The organism is Desemzia sp. C1 (assembly GCF_020882875.1).
Classification (GTDB): Bacteria; Bacillota; Bacilli; order Lactobacillales; family Carnobacteriaceae; genus Desemzia; species Desemzia incerta.
In genome coordinates this window covers 2,157,105-2,173,895 of record NZ_JAJIZP010000003.1, presented here as the reverse complement: position 1 = coordinate 2,173,895, position 16,791 = coordinate 2,157,105, and the positions used below count along the sequence as shown (strand labels likewise).

12 protein-coding genes are annotated in these 16,791 nt (G+C 40.2%); 3 read left to right on the top strand and 9 right to left on the bottom strand.

Annotated features, from left to right (window positions below; translation table 11 throughout):
- Positions 1 to 286: 286 nt before the first annotated feature.
- The 3 genes from pyrR to lspA are packed head-to-tail and all read right to left on the bottom strand — an operon-like array spanning position 287 to position 2,281.
- Positions 287 to 838, bottom strand: coding sequence for a bifunctional pyr operon transcriptional regulator/uracil phosphoribosyltransferase PyrR (gene pyrR / locus LMF32_RS10970; protein WP_188204653.1), 552 nt, complete (start codon positions 836 to 838; stop codon positions 287 to 289).
- A gap of 34 nt (positions 839 to 872) precedes the next feature.
- Positions 873 to 1,784 (bottom strand): RluA family pseudouridine synthase, encoded by a 912-nt coding sequence (locus tag LMF32_RS10965; protein WP_230524765.1) that lies wholly within the window; start codon positions 1,782 to 1,784, stop codon positions 873 to 875.
- 20 nt (positions 1,785 to 1,804) lie between these two features.
- Complete coding sequence (lspA, locus tag LMF32_RS10960; RefSeq protein ID WP_230524764.1) at positions 1,805 to 2,281, bottom strand: signal peptidase II; 477 nt, start codon at positions 2,279 to 2,281, stop codon at positions 1,805 to 1,807.
- A 239-nt stretch (positions 2,282 to 2,520) separates the two neighbouring features.
- Here lspA and LMF32_RS10955 point away from each other — a divergent pair, with 239 nt between their 5' ends.
- From LMF32_RS10955 to LMF32_RS10945, 3 genes are read left to right on the top strand one after another with little or no spacing between them, the layout of a single operon-like run.
- Entirely contained in the window at positions 2,521 to 3,150 is a 630-nt protein-coding gene (locus LMF32_RS10955) for a YkyA family protein (protein WP_230524763.1), read from the top strand.
- A gap of 20 nt (positions 3,151 to 3,170) precedes the next feature.
- Positions 3,171 to 4,007, top strand: coding sequence for a polysaccharide deacetylase family protein (locus LMF32_RS10950; protein WP_092480035.1), 837 nt, complete (start codon positions 3,171 to 3,173; stop codon positions 4,005 to 4,007).
- A gap of 1 nt (position 4,008) precedes the next feature.
- Positions 4,009 to 5,220: a putative glycoside hydrolase gene (locus tag LMF32_RS10945; RefSeq protein ID WP_230524762.1), complete on the top strand. Its 1,212-nt coding sequence runs from the start codon at positions 4,009 to 4,011 to the stop codon at positions 5,218 to 5,220.
- A gap of 608 nt (positions 5,221 to 5,828) precedes the next feature.
- Here the strand turns inward: LMF32_RS10945 and addA are convergent.
- From addA to LMF32_RS10915, 6 genes are all read right to left on the bottom strand, one after another.
- Complete coding sequence (gene addA, locus LMF32_RS10940) at positions 5,829 to 9,614, bottom strand: helicase-exonuclease AddAB subunit AddA (protein ID WP_230524761.1); 3,786 nt, start codon at positions 9,612 to 9,614, stop codon at positions 5,829 to 5,831.
- Between the two features lies 1 nt (position 9,615).
- On the bottom strand, positions 9,616 to 13,233 hold the full coding sequence (locus LMF32_RS10935; RefSeq protein WP_230524760.1) for a PD-(D/E)XK nuclease family protein: 3,618 nt from the start codon (positions 13,231 to 13,233) through the stop codon (positions 9,616 to 9,618).
- Between the two features lie 118 nt (positions 13,234 to 13,351).
- A complete protein-coding gene (locus tag LMF32_RS10930; protein WP_230524759.1) occupies positions 13,352 to 13,612 on the bottom strand; it encodes a DUF1294 domain-containing protein in 261 nt (86 codons plus the stop codon).
- Positions 13,613 to 13,615: 3 nt separating this feature from the next.
- A complete protein-coding gene (pepT, locus tag LMF32_RS10925) occupies positions 13,616 to 14,851 on the bottom strand; it encodes a peptidase T (RefSeq protein WP_230524758.1) in 1,236 nt (411 codons plus the stop codon).
- Between the two features lie 85 nt (positions 14,852 to 14,936).
- Positions 14,937 to 16,058: a Nif3-like dinuclear metal center hexameric protein gene (locus LMF32_RS10920; RefSeq protein ID WP_230524757.1), complete on the bottom strand. Its 1,122-nt coding sequence runs from the start codon at positions 16,056 to 16,058 to the stop codon at positions 14,937 to 14,939.
- Entirely contained in the window at positions 16,055 to 16,759 is a 705-nt protein-coding gene (locus LMF32_RS10915; RefSeq protein ID WP_230524756.1) for a tRNA (adenine(22)-N(1))-methyltransferase TrmK, read from the bottom strand. Before LMF32_RS10915 ends, LMF32_RS10920 begins: the two co-directional genes overlap by 4 nt.
- Positions 16,760 to 16,791 lie beyond the last annotated feature (32 nt).

Sequence of the window (16,791 nt, the reverse complement as noted above, 5' to 3'; positions counted from 1 at the left end):
CTCATTGAGCGTCTCTTTGGGTATATCTGTAAGCCTGAAAGTACTCTACTTGATAACCTGCTCTTATTTTAGGTGCTACTTGTTAAGTAGAAGCGCTCTACTTGATAAGCCGCTCTTATTTTAGGTGTCACTTATCTAGTAGAACCCCCGTATTTGATAACCTGCTGCAATTTCAACCATCACTTAGCAACTAAAAATCTTTATTCAAATAAACAACCCCGACCTCATCACCGATAGAAGTGATGAGGCCGGGGTTGTTTATTGTATTCTTTTTAGTAATCAGGTCTTAGTTAGCTAGTTTTTGAATCAAGACATGATTTTCTCCGTCCACTTCTTCTACGGCCACTTTCACCTGTTCATCCAATGACGTAGGGATGTTTTTACCAACAAAATCAGCACGTATAGGCAGTTCTCTATGTCCTCTGTCGATCAAGACAGCTAACAAGATTTTTTCAGGACGCCCGATATCCATCAAGGCATCTAAGGCCGCTCGGACTGTTCTCCCAGTGTAAAGAACGTCATCCACTAAAACGACTTTTTTACCTTCAATAGAAACCGGCATAGAAGCTCCCTTCACCTCAGGATCAGTGTCTCGGCTTGTGTGAACATCGTCTCGGTACAATGAGATATCCAACTCCCCAACCGGTACTTCTACACCTTCCAATTGATTCAGTTTCTCTGCAATACGTTGAGCGATAAAAACCCCTCTTGTTTTGATACCCACCAAAACGATATTGTCGACCCCTTTATTGCGTTCAATGATTTCATAAGAAATCCGCGTCAAAGCTCGCCCGATCGCAGCGGCATCCACTACTTCTACTTCAGACTGATAAACCATTGTCTTCCTCCGTTCGTTTGCGTATTAATAACTATTACTCTGAAATATTGCGCAATTTGTTGAGAGTTTCTTCAAATATCTCAGGAATCTCTTTTTCAAATACCATCATTTCATTATTTTTAGGATGTTTGAAGCCTAATTTTTTTGCATGTAAAAATTGACCGTTTCCTGGTAATGTTTTACGAGGTCCGTATACAGGATCTCCAGCGACTGGATAGCCAATGTATTTCATGTGTACACGAATCTGGTGTGTACGTCCTGTTTCCAAAGTTAAAGAAACTAAAGTAAAGTCTTTAAAACGTTCTAAAACTCTAAAATGCGTCACAGCGTCTCTTCCGCCATCAACGATATCTTGTTTTTTACGGTCTAATTTTGAACGGCCAAGTGGAGCATCGATCGTTCCTTTTTCATGAGGAATGACTCCGTGTACTAAAGCAACGTATTCACGAATACTCGTTTTGTCTTTCAATTGTGCCGCTAATTTTTCATGCGCCAAGTCGTTTTTTGCGACCATCAATAATCCAGAAGTATCTTTATCGATTCTGTGTACGATTCCTGGACGAATCTTCCCATTGATTCCTGACAAATCATGGATATGATACAACAAAGCGTTTACTAAAGTGCCGTTTGGATGACCTGCAGAAGGGTGAACAACCATTCCTTGAGGTTTATTGATCACTACTACGTCTGAGTCTTGATACACGATCTCTAGAGGGATGTTTTCTGCCACTACATCCAATTCTTGCAGTTCAGGTTCAGTGATCTTTATTTCATCGCCTTCTTGAACTTTGTAATTCGTTTTTACGGCTTCATCATTTACCAATACATAACCATCTTTGATCCACAATTGGATTGCTGATCGTGTTTTATCAGGGATGATCTCTGCTAATACTTTATCGATCCTTCCCTTTTGTTGTTTTATTGTAATTTCATATTCATTTGACATGCGTATAGACTCCTTTTTTGTTAACCCGTTTGTTTTTTCTTTTTTTCTTTCTCTTTTCTTTCATCCGCAAATACATAAATGACCAACAGAACGACTCCTATAGATAATAAACTGTCTGCTAGATTAAAAATCGGAAAATTAATGAACTCCAATTTGATCATATCTACGACATACTGCAACCTTAAGCGATCAATAAAGTTCCCAATCGTTCCAGCCAAGATAAAAGTCAACGCCCATGAGAATAAGCGGTCTCCTTTTCCATATTTCTGCATGTTATAAACCAGGACTACCAGAACAACTGATGTCACAATATAGAAGAACCACATTTGTCCTTCTAATATACTCCAGGCAGCTCCATCATTTTGGATATAGGTCCAAGACAACACTCCTGGGATAAATTCAACGGTTTCATACAATGCAATATTGTCTACGGTAAGTATTTTTGTCCATTGATCTAAGCCCACCATTAATACAGCTAAGATGTAATATATATACATTTCGAACCCTCACTTCACTCTCTAATTATAACACATTCTTATTTTACATGATTCTGAAGGTAAGAGACAGGTTTATTTTCAAAACCCCTTATGAATAGCCTTTCATTTTATGGCACGAATATGAGAACTTCTCGAAAAAATGTCTTTTCCTTTGGTGATGAGAAAAGCGTTTGCTATAATTAGACCAAGTTCCTTTTCAACGAATGAAACATACGTCAAGTCATAAAGGGAGTTAAACAATGAAAAAATTACTTAGCGCTGCAGGTTTGCTGGGAATCAGTACTGCTCTAGCAGGCTGCGATACTGGCTTTGCACAAGCCGAAGACATTACTGCTCAAATTGAAACAGAAGAAAGCACGATTGTAGAAAAATTGTATGCCATTACTTCCAAAGAGGCTTCCGTACAAAGTGAATTTGAAAAAACATTGACGGAAGATGAAGAATTGAGCACATTAAAAGACGGCTCAGCTTCTATCTTTGAAAATATTGAGACTCGTCAAACCGATTTAGACAGCTTGAAAGAATCTAGTGAAAACTTAAAAACTCATTTGGATGAATTGACTAAAATCGACAACGAAGAGTTGCCTAATGAAGAACTGACTGCTGTGGAAGATAATCTAAAAACCGTTAAAAGTACCTTGGATCAATTTATTGAACAATACAATGGTTCTTTAGAAGAGCAAGAAAAATACTTCCAATCCCTCACTGCAGAAGATGCGACTTATCAAACTCTAGAGTCCGGCATTGAGCAAATCAATGGAAGTCACGCAGGAACGAATGATTTATTGATTCAATTAGATGACCAATTGGTCCAGTTACAAACTTCTCGTACTGAAGCAACTGCTGCTTTAGAAGAATCACAAAAATAAACCGATCAGGAGGCTGAAAGATGAAACACAAATTAGTAGCTTTTGCATTATTCAGCACCGTCCTACTGGCAGGGTGCAACCAAGAAACGGCTGAAGAAACTGACACATCTTCTTCTGTTGCTTCAAGTGAAGTGGCAGAACAAGAAAGCTCATCGGAATCAACAGCTGAATCAGAATCAGAAGAGCCAGTTGAAGAAGATGTAGAGTATCGTTACCAAGTGAATCAAACCAATTATGCTATTGAACCGATTGCTGAAGCAGCTGGAGAAGAAAAAGTCGCTCTATTGACGTTTGATGATGCACCTGACGAATACAGCGTGGAGATCGCGCACAAATTGAAAGAAATCGATGCACCTGCCATATTCTTCGTAAATGGGATGTACATAGAATCTGACGAAGGAAAAGAAGCATTAAAAGAAATTTATGAATTAGGATTTGAGATTGGTAATCATACTCAAACACATCAAAACTTACAGACGATTTCGCCTGAGGAACAAGAAGCTGAAATCTTAGAGACCAGTCAATTGATCGAAGAAGTCACTGGTCAAAAACCGCGCTTCTTCCGTGCCCCTCATGGTGCGAATACAGATGTTTCCAGAGAAATCGTTGAAGCAGAAAACATGACGTTGATGAATTGGACGTTTGGCTATGATTTCCAACCCGGTTACCAAGATGCTGAATCATTGATCGACATTACATTGAATACTGAATTATTGTACAACGGAGCCAATATTTTAATGCATGATAGAGAATGGACAAATGAAGCGATCCTTCCGATCATTGAAGGCTTAGAAGAAAAAGGCTACAGTTTTGTAGACCCTACGTTGATTGCTTCACCAGAAAGCGAGGAAGAGTAAGATGAAAAAACACCGTTTAAAATGGTTTATTCCAGTTTCTGCTGCGTTGTTGATGGCTGCTTTTTCAACTGAAGCAACTGCAGAAGAAAAAACTGAAACACAATTATTGACGATCCACAACGAATCTTTATTGACGATTCCTGAAAAGTTTCCTAGCCAATTCGCTTACGATAGCGGGATTAACATTGATTATCCTGAAGATGGCGTTAAAGGGATTTATTTGACGGGTCATTCGGCAGGCGGTGCCCGCTTAGCAGACTTGACTAAGTTATTGAATGACACCGAGTTGAACGCAATGGTTATTGATGTGAAAGATGATTTCGGGGATATGACATTTGATTTGAAATCTGATAACCCATTGATCAAAGGAAGTACTCAAAATTACGTTTCTGATCCTGCTCAAATGATGAAGCATATGGAAGAACACCAAATCTACCCTATCGCTCGTGTAGTAGTGTTTAAAGATACCCGTTTAGCAGAAGCTCGTCCAGAATTGAGTTTCACGCATGAAGACGGTTCAGTATGGAAAAATGGACGTGGAGAAAGTTTTGTTAATCCGTTCTCTCAAGAAGTTTGGGAATACAATGTAGAGATCGCTAAACAAGCTGCCAAAATGGGATTCAAAGAAATCCAATTTGACTATGTTCGTTTCCCTGAAGGTTTCGAGACTCGTTCTGATGAACTGAAGTATACTTACGGCGGTTATCAAGAAAAAGGGCTGGATGATATTCAACAACGTGTAGAAGCTGTAACCGACTTTGTGAAATACGCTAAAAAAGAATTGGAACCTTATGGCGTAGACGTTTCTGTAGATATTTTCGGCTATTCTGCTACTGTTCCTGAAGCACCAGGGATAGGACAAAACTTCTCTAAGATCTCAGAAAACGTAGACGTAATTTCTTCAATGATCTATCCAAGTCACTGGGGTTCATATTTCGGAATCGCTAAACCCGATCTGGAACCGTATAAGCTGGTTTCCGAATATATGAAAGTTGAAAATGACGTATTAGGCAAATTAGATACCCCTCCTCAATCTCGTCCATGGCTGCAAGATTTCACAGCTTCTTATTTAGGAGCGGGAAACTACAGAGAATATGGACCAGCGGAAATCGAAGCTCAAATCAAAGCCTTGAAAGAAGCCGGTGTCAATGAGTTCTTATTATGGGACGCAGGCAACACTTACACTAGAGGTGTTAATTACGATTTAGAATAAAAAGTATCTCGTCAAATGACAGTGGGTGGAATTTTTTCCAGAAACGAGGATCGCTTTGTAAAAGCCCCGGGAGCGATTGGAGCCAAGGTCTCCAAACTTGCAAGCTTCAAACAAAAATTAAGCGCTGAAGCGCTAAGTTTTTGTAATTCACATTGCATCCTTTACGTGGCTACTGGCGACCTCATTTCCTCCAAAAATTTTAACAATTAATTTTCCAATATTATAGGTTTTTATCAACATCAGATGATAAACAACATAAAACTACAACAAAAAGTCCTGGGATCATTTGATCTTGGGACTTTTTGTCGTTATTTAAATGAGTTCTGCAACATTTGGCGTTGGTCAGTAAAAATTAAGTTTCTTTTTACCCCATCTTTTTAAAAAACTCGCCCCTAGAAATTTCAGGAGGAATATAGGGTGACTTGCAGCCATGAAGAAGGATGCAATGAGAATTACTTAGTGTACGGCTTCAGCCGCTACACTAAGTTTGAAGCTTGCAAGCTTTGAGACGATTTTTGGCTCAAGGCGGTCCCATGGCTCTCCGTAAGTCACCAAATAGACCGGAGGAAATTTCTTTAACAACGCTAGAAGATGAAGTACTTTTTAAATCATTTCACTTCTACTACGCTTGCGTTGTCCAACAAGCATAAATAAACGGCTGTGACGGGTTTGTCTAGGATGGATTCTAAGGCAGACTTATACAAAAGCAATTGCCCTTTGTATTTGTTGAGCATCTCTTCTTCTGCTCGTTCTTTAAACCGCTCTAAACGGTCAGTTTTGTAATCGAACAAGACTACATAGTCAGAATATTCGATGTATCCATCAATGATCCCATGTATCAGAACCTTATCTTTCACACTATCATCCATATCGGAAAAAATAGATGACGCACTCATCAATAAAGAAAAGACTTTTTCTCTCTTAACGTATTCGGCATCTTTCACAATCAATTCCCCGACTGGTGTAGTGAAAAAGGCGACGATTTTTTCGGCTTCGATTCGTTTTGCGGTTTCTTCTTGCAGCAATCCTCTCTCGATTAGTTCAGCAATCAATGTACGAACAGATTCAAGCGTCGGTGTTTGGTGCAAATCGATCGATTGCAGCACCAAGTGAGTCGCTGTCCCGATCTCCACACTTGTTGGAGCTGTCGTTTCCGTTAAGAAAGTGGGCCTTCTCAATTTGTCTTCTGTATACCGATTTTGATTTCTGGGTTGACTGATATCGATTTTCGCCAGTTGCCCTTCATGAGGCTCTTCAAACATACGCTTAATTTCAGATACAGATTGATAACTCGTTGTATGAGTTGCAGCTTGATGAGCGTACTTATGCTCCAATAGTCGTTTGACTTCCTTAAACTCTTGATGCAAAGGATCACTCAGTTCTACAACTGGAGCGGCTTCTAATTGCTCCAACCATTTTACAGCATCAAAATCTACTTCTAATGCTTCATTTTGCTGAAGCAGTTCTTTTTCATTCGTAAAATGAACACTGAATGAAGCAGGATGTTTTTGTACTTCTCCATTTTTAGCCGTAATGTGCAAGAAATCGTTCTGGCTGTTTGGATGACGGACGATCGCCAACCCAATCCATTTCATCAGACTATTGGCTGTTAAGCGCAAGTCGCTCGGCAATACGGTTTGTTTATGAGAGCTGACGACGCCCCAATCTTTCCAAGCGGCTTCTTCATTTTTATAGGAACCGACTAAATACAGTTTTTCTTCTGCTCGAGTCAAGGCTACATATAATTTACGCATTTCTTCCGCCAATAATTTTTTCTTTTTCTCAACTTTAAGAACTGTTTCTGGAAGAGTAGTAAAACGGACTCTCTTTTGCAAGTCTTTGTACTCTGTTCCTACTCCCAAATGTTCATTGAACACATAACTGTTCATCGTATCTTGCAAGTTGAACCTCTTCGTCAAATCTAAAACAAAAACCACTGGAAATTCCAATCCTTTACTCGCATGGATCGTCATGATCCGAACGGCGTTCTCATCTTCAGAAAGAGCGGTTGGTTCAGCCAAGTCTTTATCTTTTTGCTGCATTTTTTCGATAAAACGGACAAATTGGAACAATCCTTTAAAGCTGGTCTGTTCGTAACTAGCTGCTCGTTCGTATAACGCATGCAAATTGGCTTTCCGCTGTCTTCCGGAAGCCATTCCGCCGACATAATCCAAGAAGTCCGTTTCTTGATAAATACTCCAAATCAGCGTCACGATAGATCCCCTGCGAGCAATTTCTCTCCACGTATTCATTCGCTCTAAAAACAAACCGATTTTTTCATACAGTCGATCTGTAAAAGAGGTTTCTTTCGTCGTTCCCGGGTAGTCACGGTAAAACGTCAAAACGGCATCGTAGTAGTCGCCCGTTTTCTTCGTGATTCGGATATACGCCAATTCCCTTTCGTTCAGTCCTACTAGAGGTGAACGCAGCACACTAGCCAGTGGAATATCTTGATACGGATTATCAATGACTTTCAACAACGACATCATGATCGTCACTTCAGTCGTCTGGAAATAATTTTGTGTATCATTGACCAGTAAAGGAATGCCTAATTGTTTAAACAAAGCTTGAACGGTCGCGTTGTTTTTCTTAGTCGGTGTCAATAGCACGATATCTGAATACTGGATCGGACGATGAGTTTTATTCTTTTTATCGTAAATTGGGAATCCTTCATCAATCAGCGATTTGATTTTTTGTCCGACCATCATCAATTCGCCTTCTGTTTTTGTTTCAATTCCGAACTCGTCCATCTCTTCTTCCAGTTCTGTTTCGTCTTCGGTTTCCTTTTCAAAAATAAGAATTTCGGGCTGATGAGTTTGGGAAGCAGGAAAATCAGTAAATCCTTGGACCAATTTGGCCGCTTCATCGTATTCCATTTGTCCAACCGATTTATCCATCAATTGTATGAACAATAAGTTGATGAATTGAAGGACTTCTCCTCTGGAACGGAAATTATCTGCTAAGATGATCCGCTCACCGTCTTGGTTGTTTCCATAAGATTCGTATTTTTTCAAAAACAATCCAGGGTCAGCTAGACGGAACGAATAAATGGATTGTTTGACATCCCCCACCATAAAGAAATTACCGTGATCTGTTTCTTGCTGAGTCAGCCAGTACAATATATTCTCTTGCAGTTGGTTGACGTCTTGGTACTCATCTACCATCACTTCTTTAAACTTCTCTCTATAATGCATACTCGCTTCAGTCGGAGTCCATGTCCCCTCATCAAATTGTGCTAAGATATTTAACGTCAAATGTTCCAAGTCATTAAAATCGAGCAAGTTCCGTTCTCTTTTTCTAGCTGTATAAGCTGTAGAAAAGAGTTGCGTGACTCGGCTCATCTCTTTGATCAAAGGCACGGTTTTGTGCATCAACTCGATTTGATCTGCCAGAGGTGCTGAAAAATACTCATCTTTCATTGTTTGATACCGTTTCTTATTCTGATCGCGAATTGACTTCATGTCTTGTGCGACTTCTTTGATTTCTTCATCGGCATTCTTTTTAGGACTTTTCCATCGAGCAAATTCAAATGAACGCATCGACTGATAGATCGCTTCGACATTCCCTTCATTCAGCAAGCGCAGCAATTCAGCAATATGATTGCCTTCTGCTTCCAATAGTTCTTTATTGGCGATAAGGTCGTCACTGTTCTCGCCCATACTGATTGCGTAGTTGTATTGTTCTTCCAGCCCAACTAAGATTTCTCTGATTTGAGGTTTGAGCAAGTCAGTAAATAACGTACTGGTTGTAAAAGAAGCTTCATCGACTTCATATAAGTCTCCTAAATGTTCCAGCCATAATTCCGGATTAGGATTGGCACGAGAAAATTCAAACAATGAAAAGACTAGATCTTGTAGTCCGCTGTCGGTACGGTCATTTGAATACGTACTCGTCAATGTCTTGAATAAACTGTCTTCTTCGCCATATAATTCTTCTCTGACATCGTTCCATACATCTTCTTGCAGTAAGACGATCTCAGTCGAGTCGGTCAGCAAACGAAAGACAGGATCCAAATCGATCAAGTAGTAGTATCGGCGGATGACTTGCAAACAAAATGAGTGAATCGTACTGATCGAAGCTTGAGACAGCATCGGGATTTGTTTGACGAGATGTCTTTTTTGACTGATCAAACTTTCACCAGTGATTGCTTTTTGTAAAGCAGATTGGATACGCTCTTTCATTTCTCGAGCTGCTGCATCTGTATAAGTAACAATCAGCAATTCGTCCACATTTGTTCCTGCTTTGACTTTTTCGATTACTCGTTCAACTAAAACGGTCGTTTTCCCAGAGCCGGCTGAAGCAGAGACCAATAAATTGGTCCCAGAATCGTAAACGGCTTGCCATTGATCATCTGTAAAACGACTATTTTCAGGTTTTAAGGGTAACTCTCTCATCTTACAGCAGTCCTCCTTCTCGTTTCATGCGTTCCAGTATCTCTTCCATACTTAATTTTTCCATTCGACGGTATTTATTTTCCGTATACAAAGCAGCATCGAAGAACGAAACAGCTTTTAAGGGACCGTTCACCGAAGAGATAAACGAACTTTTCTCTTTGATTGGACTCAACCGCGTGTCTCCTTTGATGATACTGTTTCCGGCTTCAATGATTTTTCGTTTATTGAAGTTCAGTAACGTCTCAATATCATCCAGGGTCACAAACTTGTTGGACTTCATTGTCCCTTTAGCCAATTGTTCAAATGGATAGATCAGCGATTTTTTCTTCGGTTCAACCGTCAGATCCAACGCATCTAGCATGTCTTCATCATCCAATAAAAACCCGTCCATTTTATACAGCTTCAATAAAGATTCTCGGTACGAATCTTCATCGCTGAACGTTCCTTCTTTAAGGAAAGGATTTTGTACTTGCAGGTAAAAAGCACCAGCTGGAACAGCTTTCTTGCCGATCAATTCATCGGAGTGTTCTACGGCAATATCTAAATACGTCAGCATTTGCATGGCTAATCCGTAGTAAGCATCAATAAAACTAAACGAGTGTTTACTGGATTTGTAATCGACTACAGACAAGTAATGCTTGTTGTTGATCTCCATCGCATCCACTCGGTCGATTTTCCCTCTCAAATGCAGTTCTCCGCCATTATCCAATGGGAAAACATGCCCTTCGATCCCTTTTTGAGCAGCAATTCGCCCAAACAGCACTTCTGTTTTCGCATTTTCCATATTGGTCCGTCTACTTTGATGTTGAATCGCCCATGCTACTCGCTTGATGGTATTGGCTAACTGCTCACGAATGTAGTGCATACGGTTGGACGCAGATAAAATCTGGTATTTGCTTTTAGAAACTAGGGATTCCAATACTTCTTCTGTCAATCGCTCCAGAGCTTGATTATCCAGTTGATCAAATGTCACATCTCGGTCGATCAGCGTTTTGAACAGCAGATCCAAGGCTTCATGGAAGTATTCTCCCGTTCCAGCCGGTGATAATTCGAAGACATTCCGTTCCCTTAGCTTCAATCCGTACGTCAAGAAGTGAGAAAACGGATCAGCGTAATACGATTCAAGTTGAGAAACAGATAAATACAGGTCTTTTCCATATAGTTTTTCTGCGAGATCTTCTGTCAAAGGAATCGGGATATTTTTTTGACGCAAGCTCGCCACAAGACGCTTGAACGGTTTAGCTGTGCGGTCATTATTTTTAAAGTACAAGTACAGCATTTTCCAAAATGGATGCAAATCATCTTGGCTGTCTTGCGCTTTTCTCAATACCATTAGCAGTTGACCCATAGTCGCTTCTCTTGAGCTGATAAAAGACAATACCGTTTCTTTGGTCAATTCTGTCAGTGAAGTAATGTCCGCTTGTTTAGGTTGGATCTTCAATGAAAAATGATCCGCGATCCGCTGAACATATGGAGACAGTTTTGGACTTTCTTTTGCTTCGCTGCTGGTTGGGTAAGTCAAATACAACTTGTCTGAAGAATCAAGAAAGGCTTGGTACGCAATAAAAGGTTCCGCAGCCATTTGAGATTCAACAGATGGTTTCAAGTATTTCTCTTCCGTTGCGAGATAGCCTTCAATCAGCGAACGGTCTTCTTCTGTCAGCATCGTCTTGTTTTCTGCTTTGATCGGCAAATTGACATTAGTCATTCCGAGAATGAACGTCACTTTAGCTGTACCGATCCTAGTTCCGGCTAACCCTGAAAAGATTACTTGATCGATTGTCGGAGGGACAATGCTGTAAGAAGCATTCTCAAACCCAGTAATCAAGATCATACGGAAGCTTTCTTCGTCAAATTCTTGCTCGCCTAATACTTCCACATATTCATCTAACATCTCGGTAAACACTTGCCACACTTGTTCGTGTCTTCGTGCCCCTTCCAAATCCTCTTGTTCAATCAATTGGTCACGCCAGAACAACAATTGTTCCGGAACACCATTAGACTCTAAAAATTGATAAAGAATACGGGCAGCATCCATACTGGTCTCAGCTTTATCCAGACGTTTAAAAAACGGAACCAATGTGTGATTTAGAAAATCTTTGATTTGATTGGCTGTCTGTTCAAACAGGACATCTGCATCTGATTGGAAATCCGTTTCGTCATAATGGAACCGCGTATATTTCCATGGGTCTTTTTTCGTCCAATGGTAACCTTCGTATCCATACGCCAAAACGACATTTTCTGTAATATCTACTGCATCTCTATATTGTTGAGCGTGTTTTATGAATTGTTTTGTGCGTACCAGACGATCAGTAGTCAATGGCGTTGTAAAAGCCGGCAAGAACAATTCCGTTCTTAAAAAGCGCATCACATCTGAGTAACGCCAATTGTTCTTTTTGATCGCAAATAAAGCGTCTAATAATTCAGTCAATGGATGGTGAGACATGACTTCTGCACTATCAAAAAACATTTCAATATGATGCTTCTCAAATGTTGGTTCCAACAACGTACGGTATTCCTCTGGGTTACGCGCCAAAACTAGAATGTCTTTGTAGCGGTATTTCCCGCTGGCGACCAATTTGATGATTTCAGTAGCCACATGATTGACTTCTGCTTGTTTGTTTTCCGCTCCCCATACTTCGATACACTCGCCGATCGTAGAATGGTCTGCTGTTTGTTTCGATTGAACCGGAGACAATTCGTTGCTTTCAACCCAATACTCTTCTAACTGATTCAATTCGCCACAGTAGTAGTTGTTTTTGGAAGAGATGATCTTGTCTAAGTAAACTTTGATCCCGTTAGTACGGGCAGCTTGGTAGATCTTGTAATACGTCGTTCCCGTAACTCGAAACAAGCTCAACAAATCTGGTTTTTCAGTTGGATAAGGCTTGTCTAACGTCAATGCTATCGTCACTTTATTGGCTTGCTGCATCAGAGCCAAGATCAATTGTTGCTCTTGAGCGGTAAATTGATAAAAACCTTCGATATAAACGTAGGTATCTGACATGTCCATGGTACGGACTTTGTCAATAAGTGCTGTGATCACATCTTCTGACTCGATGTATTTGCCTTTGACTGCTTCTCCATATGCTTGGTAAATCAACGAGATATCTTGCAGTTTTAACTTAAAGTCAGCTTCTTGAGGTGTTTCGCCTAATAAATGCACCATTTGGGCTAAATCTTCTGTTGAGATACGTCCGCTGCGCAACTCAAAAAACAAATCACTCAGTTTTTGGATAAATCCGTTTTTCCGTACTTCGCCTCTATAAATAGTTAACTCTTCTTCATATTGCAGCAATAATTTTCTTAACAGCATTGATAATCCTGTTTGTGTCAGTTGTGGTCGTGCATACAGATCTGAATCTTGCAATAAAAACCAAGCTAAACGACTGAAACTGAGGACTTGAACATCCATCATTCCCAATAATTCTTGGCGATTGAATGGTTCTCTTTCCCCTAATTCTTTTAAGACCGTCATTTCAGCATCGAACTTGATGTGTTCAGGTACAAGATAAAACACTTTTGTCTCTCTATTTTCACTCAATAACTCCGAAATTTCATCCAACATGCCATCTCGTTTATCTGTATTGGCTCTTCCTAATCTAAATTGTAATCCCACGAATTTCACCGCCTACTTTTTGACTATTCTTTCTCTATTTTACCATATATCCAACTGTCTAATAACTAAAGAGAACGAAAAAAACAGAACACTTGTCCGCTTTTTTCGTTCTCTAATGTTATCTTAATTGAGCGTAAGCTAAACTCCCTGCCATAATCAGAAAGCCTACCCCATAAACAAATTTGAAGGTTGCTCGGTTAGTTTTGTGTCGATACCGTTTCATACCGACTAAACCGCCTAAACCGCCGCCAACTAAACCCAGCAGCAACAAACTTTTTTCGGAGATCCGCCATTGATTCCGTTGGGCTCTTTTTTTATCGATGCCCATTAGAATGAATAACCATACATTCACCAAAAGGAAATACAACACTAAGAGCATGTTCTATGCTCCTTTAGCAGCGTTCAATTGAGCAATAGCCACGATGACATCGGTAGCTTTTTCCATACTTTCAACCGCTACAAACTCGTAACGACCGTGGAAGTTTTCTCCACCGGCAAAGATATTTGGTGTTGGAAGTCCCATGAACGAAATTTTCGATCCATCTGTTCCTCCGCGAATCGGTTCGATAACCGGTTCGATGTTCAAGAATTCCATCGCTTCTTTAGCCAACTCGATCGGACGCATATCTTTTTCGATGATTTCACCCATATTGTAGTATTGATCTTTCAAGACCACTTGGATGCGATCGCTGTCTAATGTCTCATTCATTTCTTTTGCGTTTTGTTCAATCGTTGATTTGCGTTCTTCAAATTTTGCTCTGTCGTGATCACGAATGATGTAAGACAACTGAGCTTGTTCTTCTTCTCCAGAGATGTTTAGTAAGTGATAGAAACCTTCACGGCCTTCAGTTTTCTCTGGAACTTCATCTTGAGGCAATTTAGCATCAAAAGCCATCGCCAATTTGATGGCATTCACCATTTTTCCTTTAGCCGTACCTGGGTGGACGTTTTTCCCTTGGATCGTAACGATTGCTGAAGCTGCATTAAAGCTTTCAAATTCCAGCTCTCCAACAGGTCCGCCATCCATCGTATACGCAAAGTCAGCGTCAAACTCTTCTACATCAAATAAGTCCGCTCCGATTCCGATTTCTTCATCGGGTCCAAACCCTACACGAATCTTTCCGTGTTTGATGTTCTCGTCGTTGATCAATGTTTCCATAGCGGTCACGATTTCAGCGATACCTGATTTGTCATCAGAACCTAGTAAAGTAGTACCGTCTGTAGTTATTAATGTTTGGCCAACATAATTTTTCAAGTTGGGGAAATCTTCCGGAGAAAGCACAATATTCTCTGCTTCGTTTAAAACGATGGCTTCTCCATCGTAGTTCTCGTGGAATTGCGGAGATACATTCTCTGCATTGAAATCAGCTGTATCCATGTGCGCAATAAATCCGATCGTAGGAACGTCTTCATCAACATTACTTGGAACGGTAGCTGTTACAAAACCGTTTTTAGTGTTGTAAGAAACATCAGACAAGCCGATTTCTTTCAACTCTTCCATCAATTTTTCAGCAAATTCTACTTGTGACTGTGTACTCGGAATCGTTGTACTGGTTTCGTCTGAACGAGTTTCCATTTTGACATAGCGGATAAAACGTGGGATTAGATTTTCATACATGTGCATTAACTTCCTTCCATTGCGGTAATGATGATTCTTATTAGAATATTATCTCTTACTTTAGTCCTTTTGTGCAAGTACTAGTCTACAAAAATTTAAACGGATCTGTATTCAAAGAGGAAGAGACGATTTCTACATCCCAATCCAATTCGGATTTCCATTCTGTAAACAAGTCAACCAGCTTCGGTTTGCAAATTTGTTCAATGTGGTGTCCTGGATCTATAACAGAAAGGCCGTCTGCTTCCATATCATGTCCAACGTGGTAATACACGTCTCCAGTGATGTAGACATCCGCTTGTTTTTTGAGTGCGTCGGCATAAAACTTGCCGCCATCACCTCCACAAACGGCTACTCGTTGGATGAGCTGGTTTTCATCACCCGTGATATAGCGCAGTCCGTCTACTTGGAACGTTTCTTTCATTTTTTGAGCAAAATCTATAAATGTCATCGGTTCTGCTAGATTTCCTACACGGCCTAACCCAAAACTGTCGTACAAATTTTCGATCGTGTATAGATCATAAGCCGGTTCTTCATAAGGATGAGCTTGAATCAGCGCGTGTTCTACGGCTTTCACTAAACGATTCGGCACGACAACTTCTACTTTTAATTCCGTCACTTCTTCCGCTTCATTGACATCCCCAATGGTTGGATACGCCCCTTTTATCGGCGTGAATCTTCCCGTTCCTTTAATCGTGTAGCTGCAATCGACGTAATTCGTTCCGATTTGTCCAGCTCCAGTAGCTGTTAAAGCATCTCGTACTTCAGCAGCGTTTTCAACTGGGACCATCACAGCCAATTTCTTATAATACTCTCGTGTCGTTTCTGTCATCACTTCTGTATCGGATAACCCGATTGCTTCTGCCAACCAATCGTTCATCCCGTTTTCCGTAATGTCCAGATTAGTATGCGCTGCATAAACCGTGATGTCATGCTTGATCAAATCATGGAACATCTTGTTTTGTGGAATATCACTCGTTAAATTTTTTAAAGGACGGAAAATCGGCGGATGATGTGCAAAAATAAAATCCACTCCGTTTTCAATCGCTTCTGCCACAACTTCAGGACGCACATCTAATGTGACCATCATTTTCGAAACTGGTTTGTCTAAAGTCCCAACTGCCAAGCCAATCGGGTCTCCCTCTTCAGCTAAATGAGACGGTGCAAATGCTTCGAATTTTTGTACAAGTTCTTTTCCAGTTATTCTCATGCCTTTAACAACTCCTCTATTTGTTGAATTGTCTCTTTCACGATTTTGAGTTTTTCTGTCTGATCTGACTTTGATTGTTCTAGACTGTTTTGAATGTACTGATTTTTCTGCAATTCTTGTTGCCATTTCTTTTTGAACAATGGCGTTTGATTCTCTTTCAATAAAAATCCGAATTGCAAATCAGCTTCTGTTGCGTCTACAGGCTGATCACTCTTTTCAGCAACCGTGATTTCATAGAGTTTATGATTTTCTTCCAATAAGTCTTCAGCAACTATTTTATAATCATGTTCGACCAACCATTTGCGCAAAGTATATTCTCCAACGTTCGGCTGCAGCAATAAACGTTCTTTTCCACTCAAATTCCCGGCGTTGAAACCTTTATCTAAAATAGACGCAATCAAACTGCCGCCCATTCCGCAGATCGAGATGGCTGTAATATTATCTTCCAACTCTACGACGTCGAGTCCGTCTCCAAAACGGACATCGATCTTATTTTCAAATCCCAATTCAGAAACATGCGATTTAGCAGATTGATAAGGTCCATCCACTACTTCTCCTGCTATCGCATAGTCAATCGTTCCATTCAAGACTAATGCACTAGGCAAATAAGCATGGTCTGAGCCGATGTCTGCCAAACGATCATTTTTTCTGACATAGTTTGCGACTTTTTCCAGACGCAAAGACAATTTTTTTTCATCCATATCAACAACGTTCCTCCACGTACAATTTCTTT

Coding starts and splice junctions, on each gene's coding strand:
- pepT (WP_230524758.1), bottom strand. CDS start 14,851: ATGTATGAAAATCTAATCCCACGTTTTATCCGCTATGTCAAAATGGAA.
- LMF32_RS10920 (WP_230524757.1), bottom strand. CDS start 16,058: ATGAGAATAACTGGAAAAGAACTTGTACAAAAATTCGAAGCATTTGCA.
- LMF32_RS10950 (WP_092480035.1), top strand. CDS start 3,171: ATGAAACACAAATTAGTAGCTTTTGCATTATTCAGCACCGTCCTACTG.
- pyrR (WP_188204653.1), bottom strand. CDS start 838: ATGGTTTATCAGTCTGAAGTAGAAGTAGTGGATGCCGCTGCGATCGGG.
- LMF32_RS10945 (WP_230524762.1), top strand. CDS start 4,009: ATGAAAAAACACCGTTTAAAATGGTTTATTCCAGTTTCTGCTGCGTTG.
- lspA (WP_230524764.1), bottom strand. CDS start 2,281: ATGTATATATATTACATCTTAGCTGTATTAATGGTGGGCTTAGATCAA.
- addA (WP_230524761.1), bottom strand. CDS start 9,614: ATGAGAGAGTTACCCTTAAAACCTGAAAATAGTCGTTTTACAGATGAT.
- LMF32_RS10955 (WP_230524763.1), top strand. CDS start 2,521: ATGAAAAAATTACTTAGCGCTGCAGGTTTGCTGGGAATCAGTACTGCT.
- LMF32_RS10965 (WP_230524765.1), bottom strand. CDS start 1,784: ATGTCAAATGAATATGAAATTACAATAAAACAACAAAAGGGAAGGATC.
- LMF32_RS10930 (WP_230524759.1), bottom strand. CDS start 13,612: ATGCTCTTAGTGTTGTATTTCCTTTTGGTGAATGTATGGTTATTCATT.
- LMF32_RS10915 (WP_230524756.1), bottom strand. CDS start 16,759: ATGGATGAAAAAAAATTGTCTTTGCGTCTGGAAAAAGTCGCAAACTAT.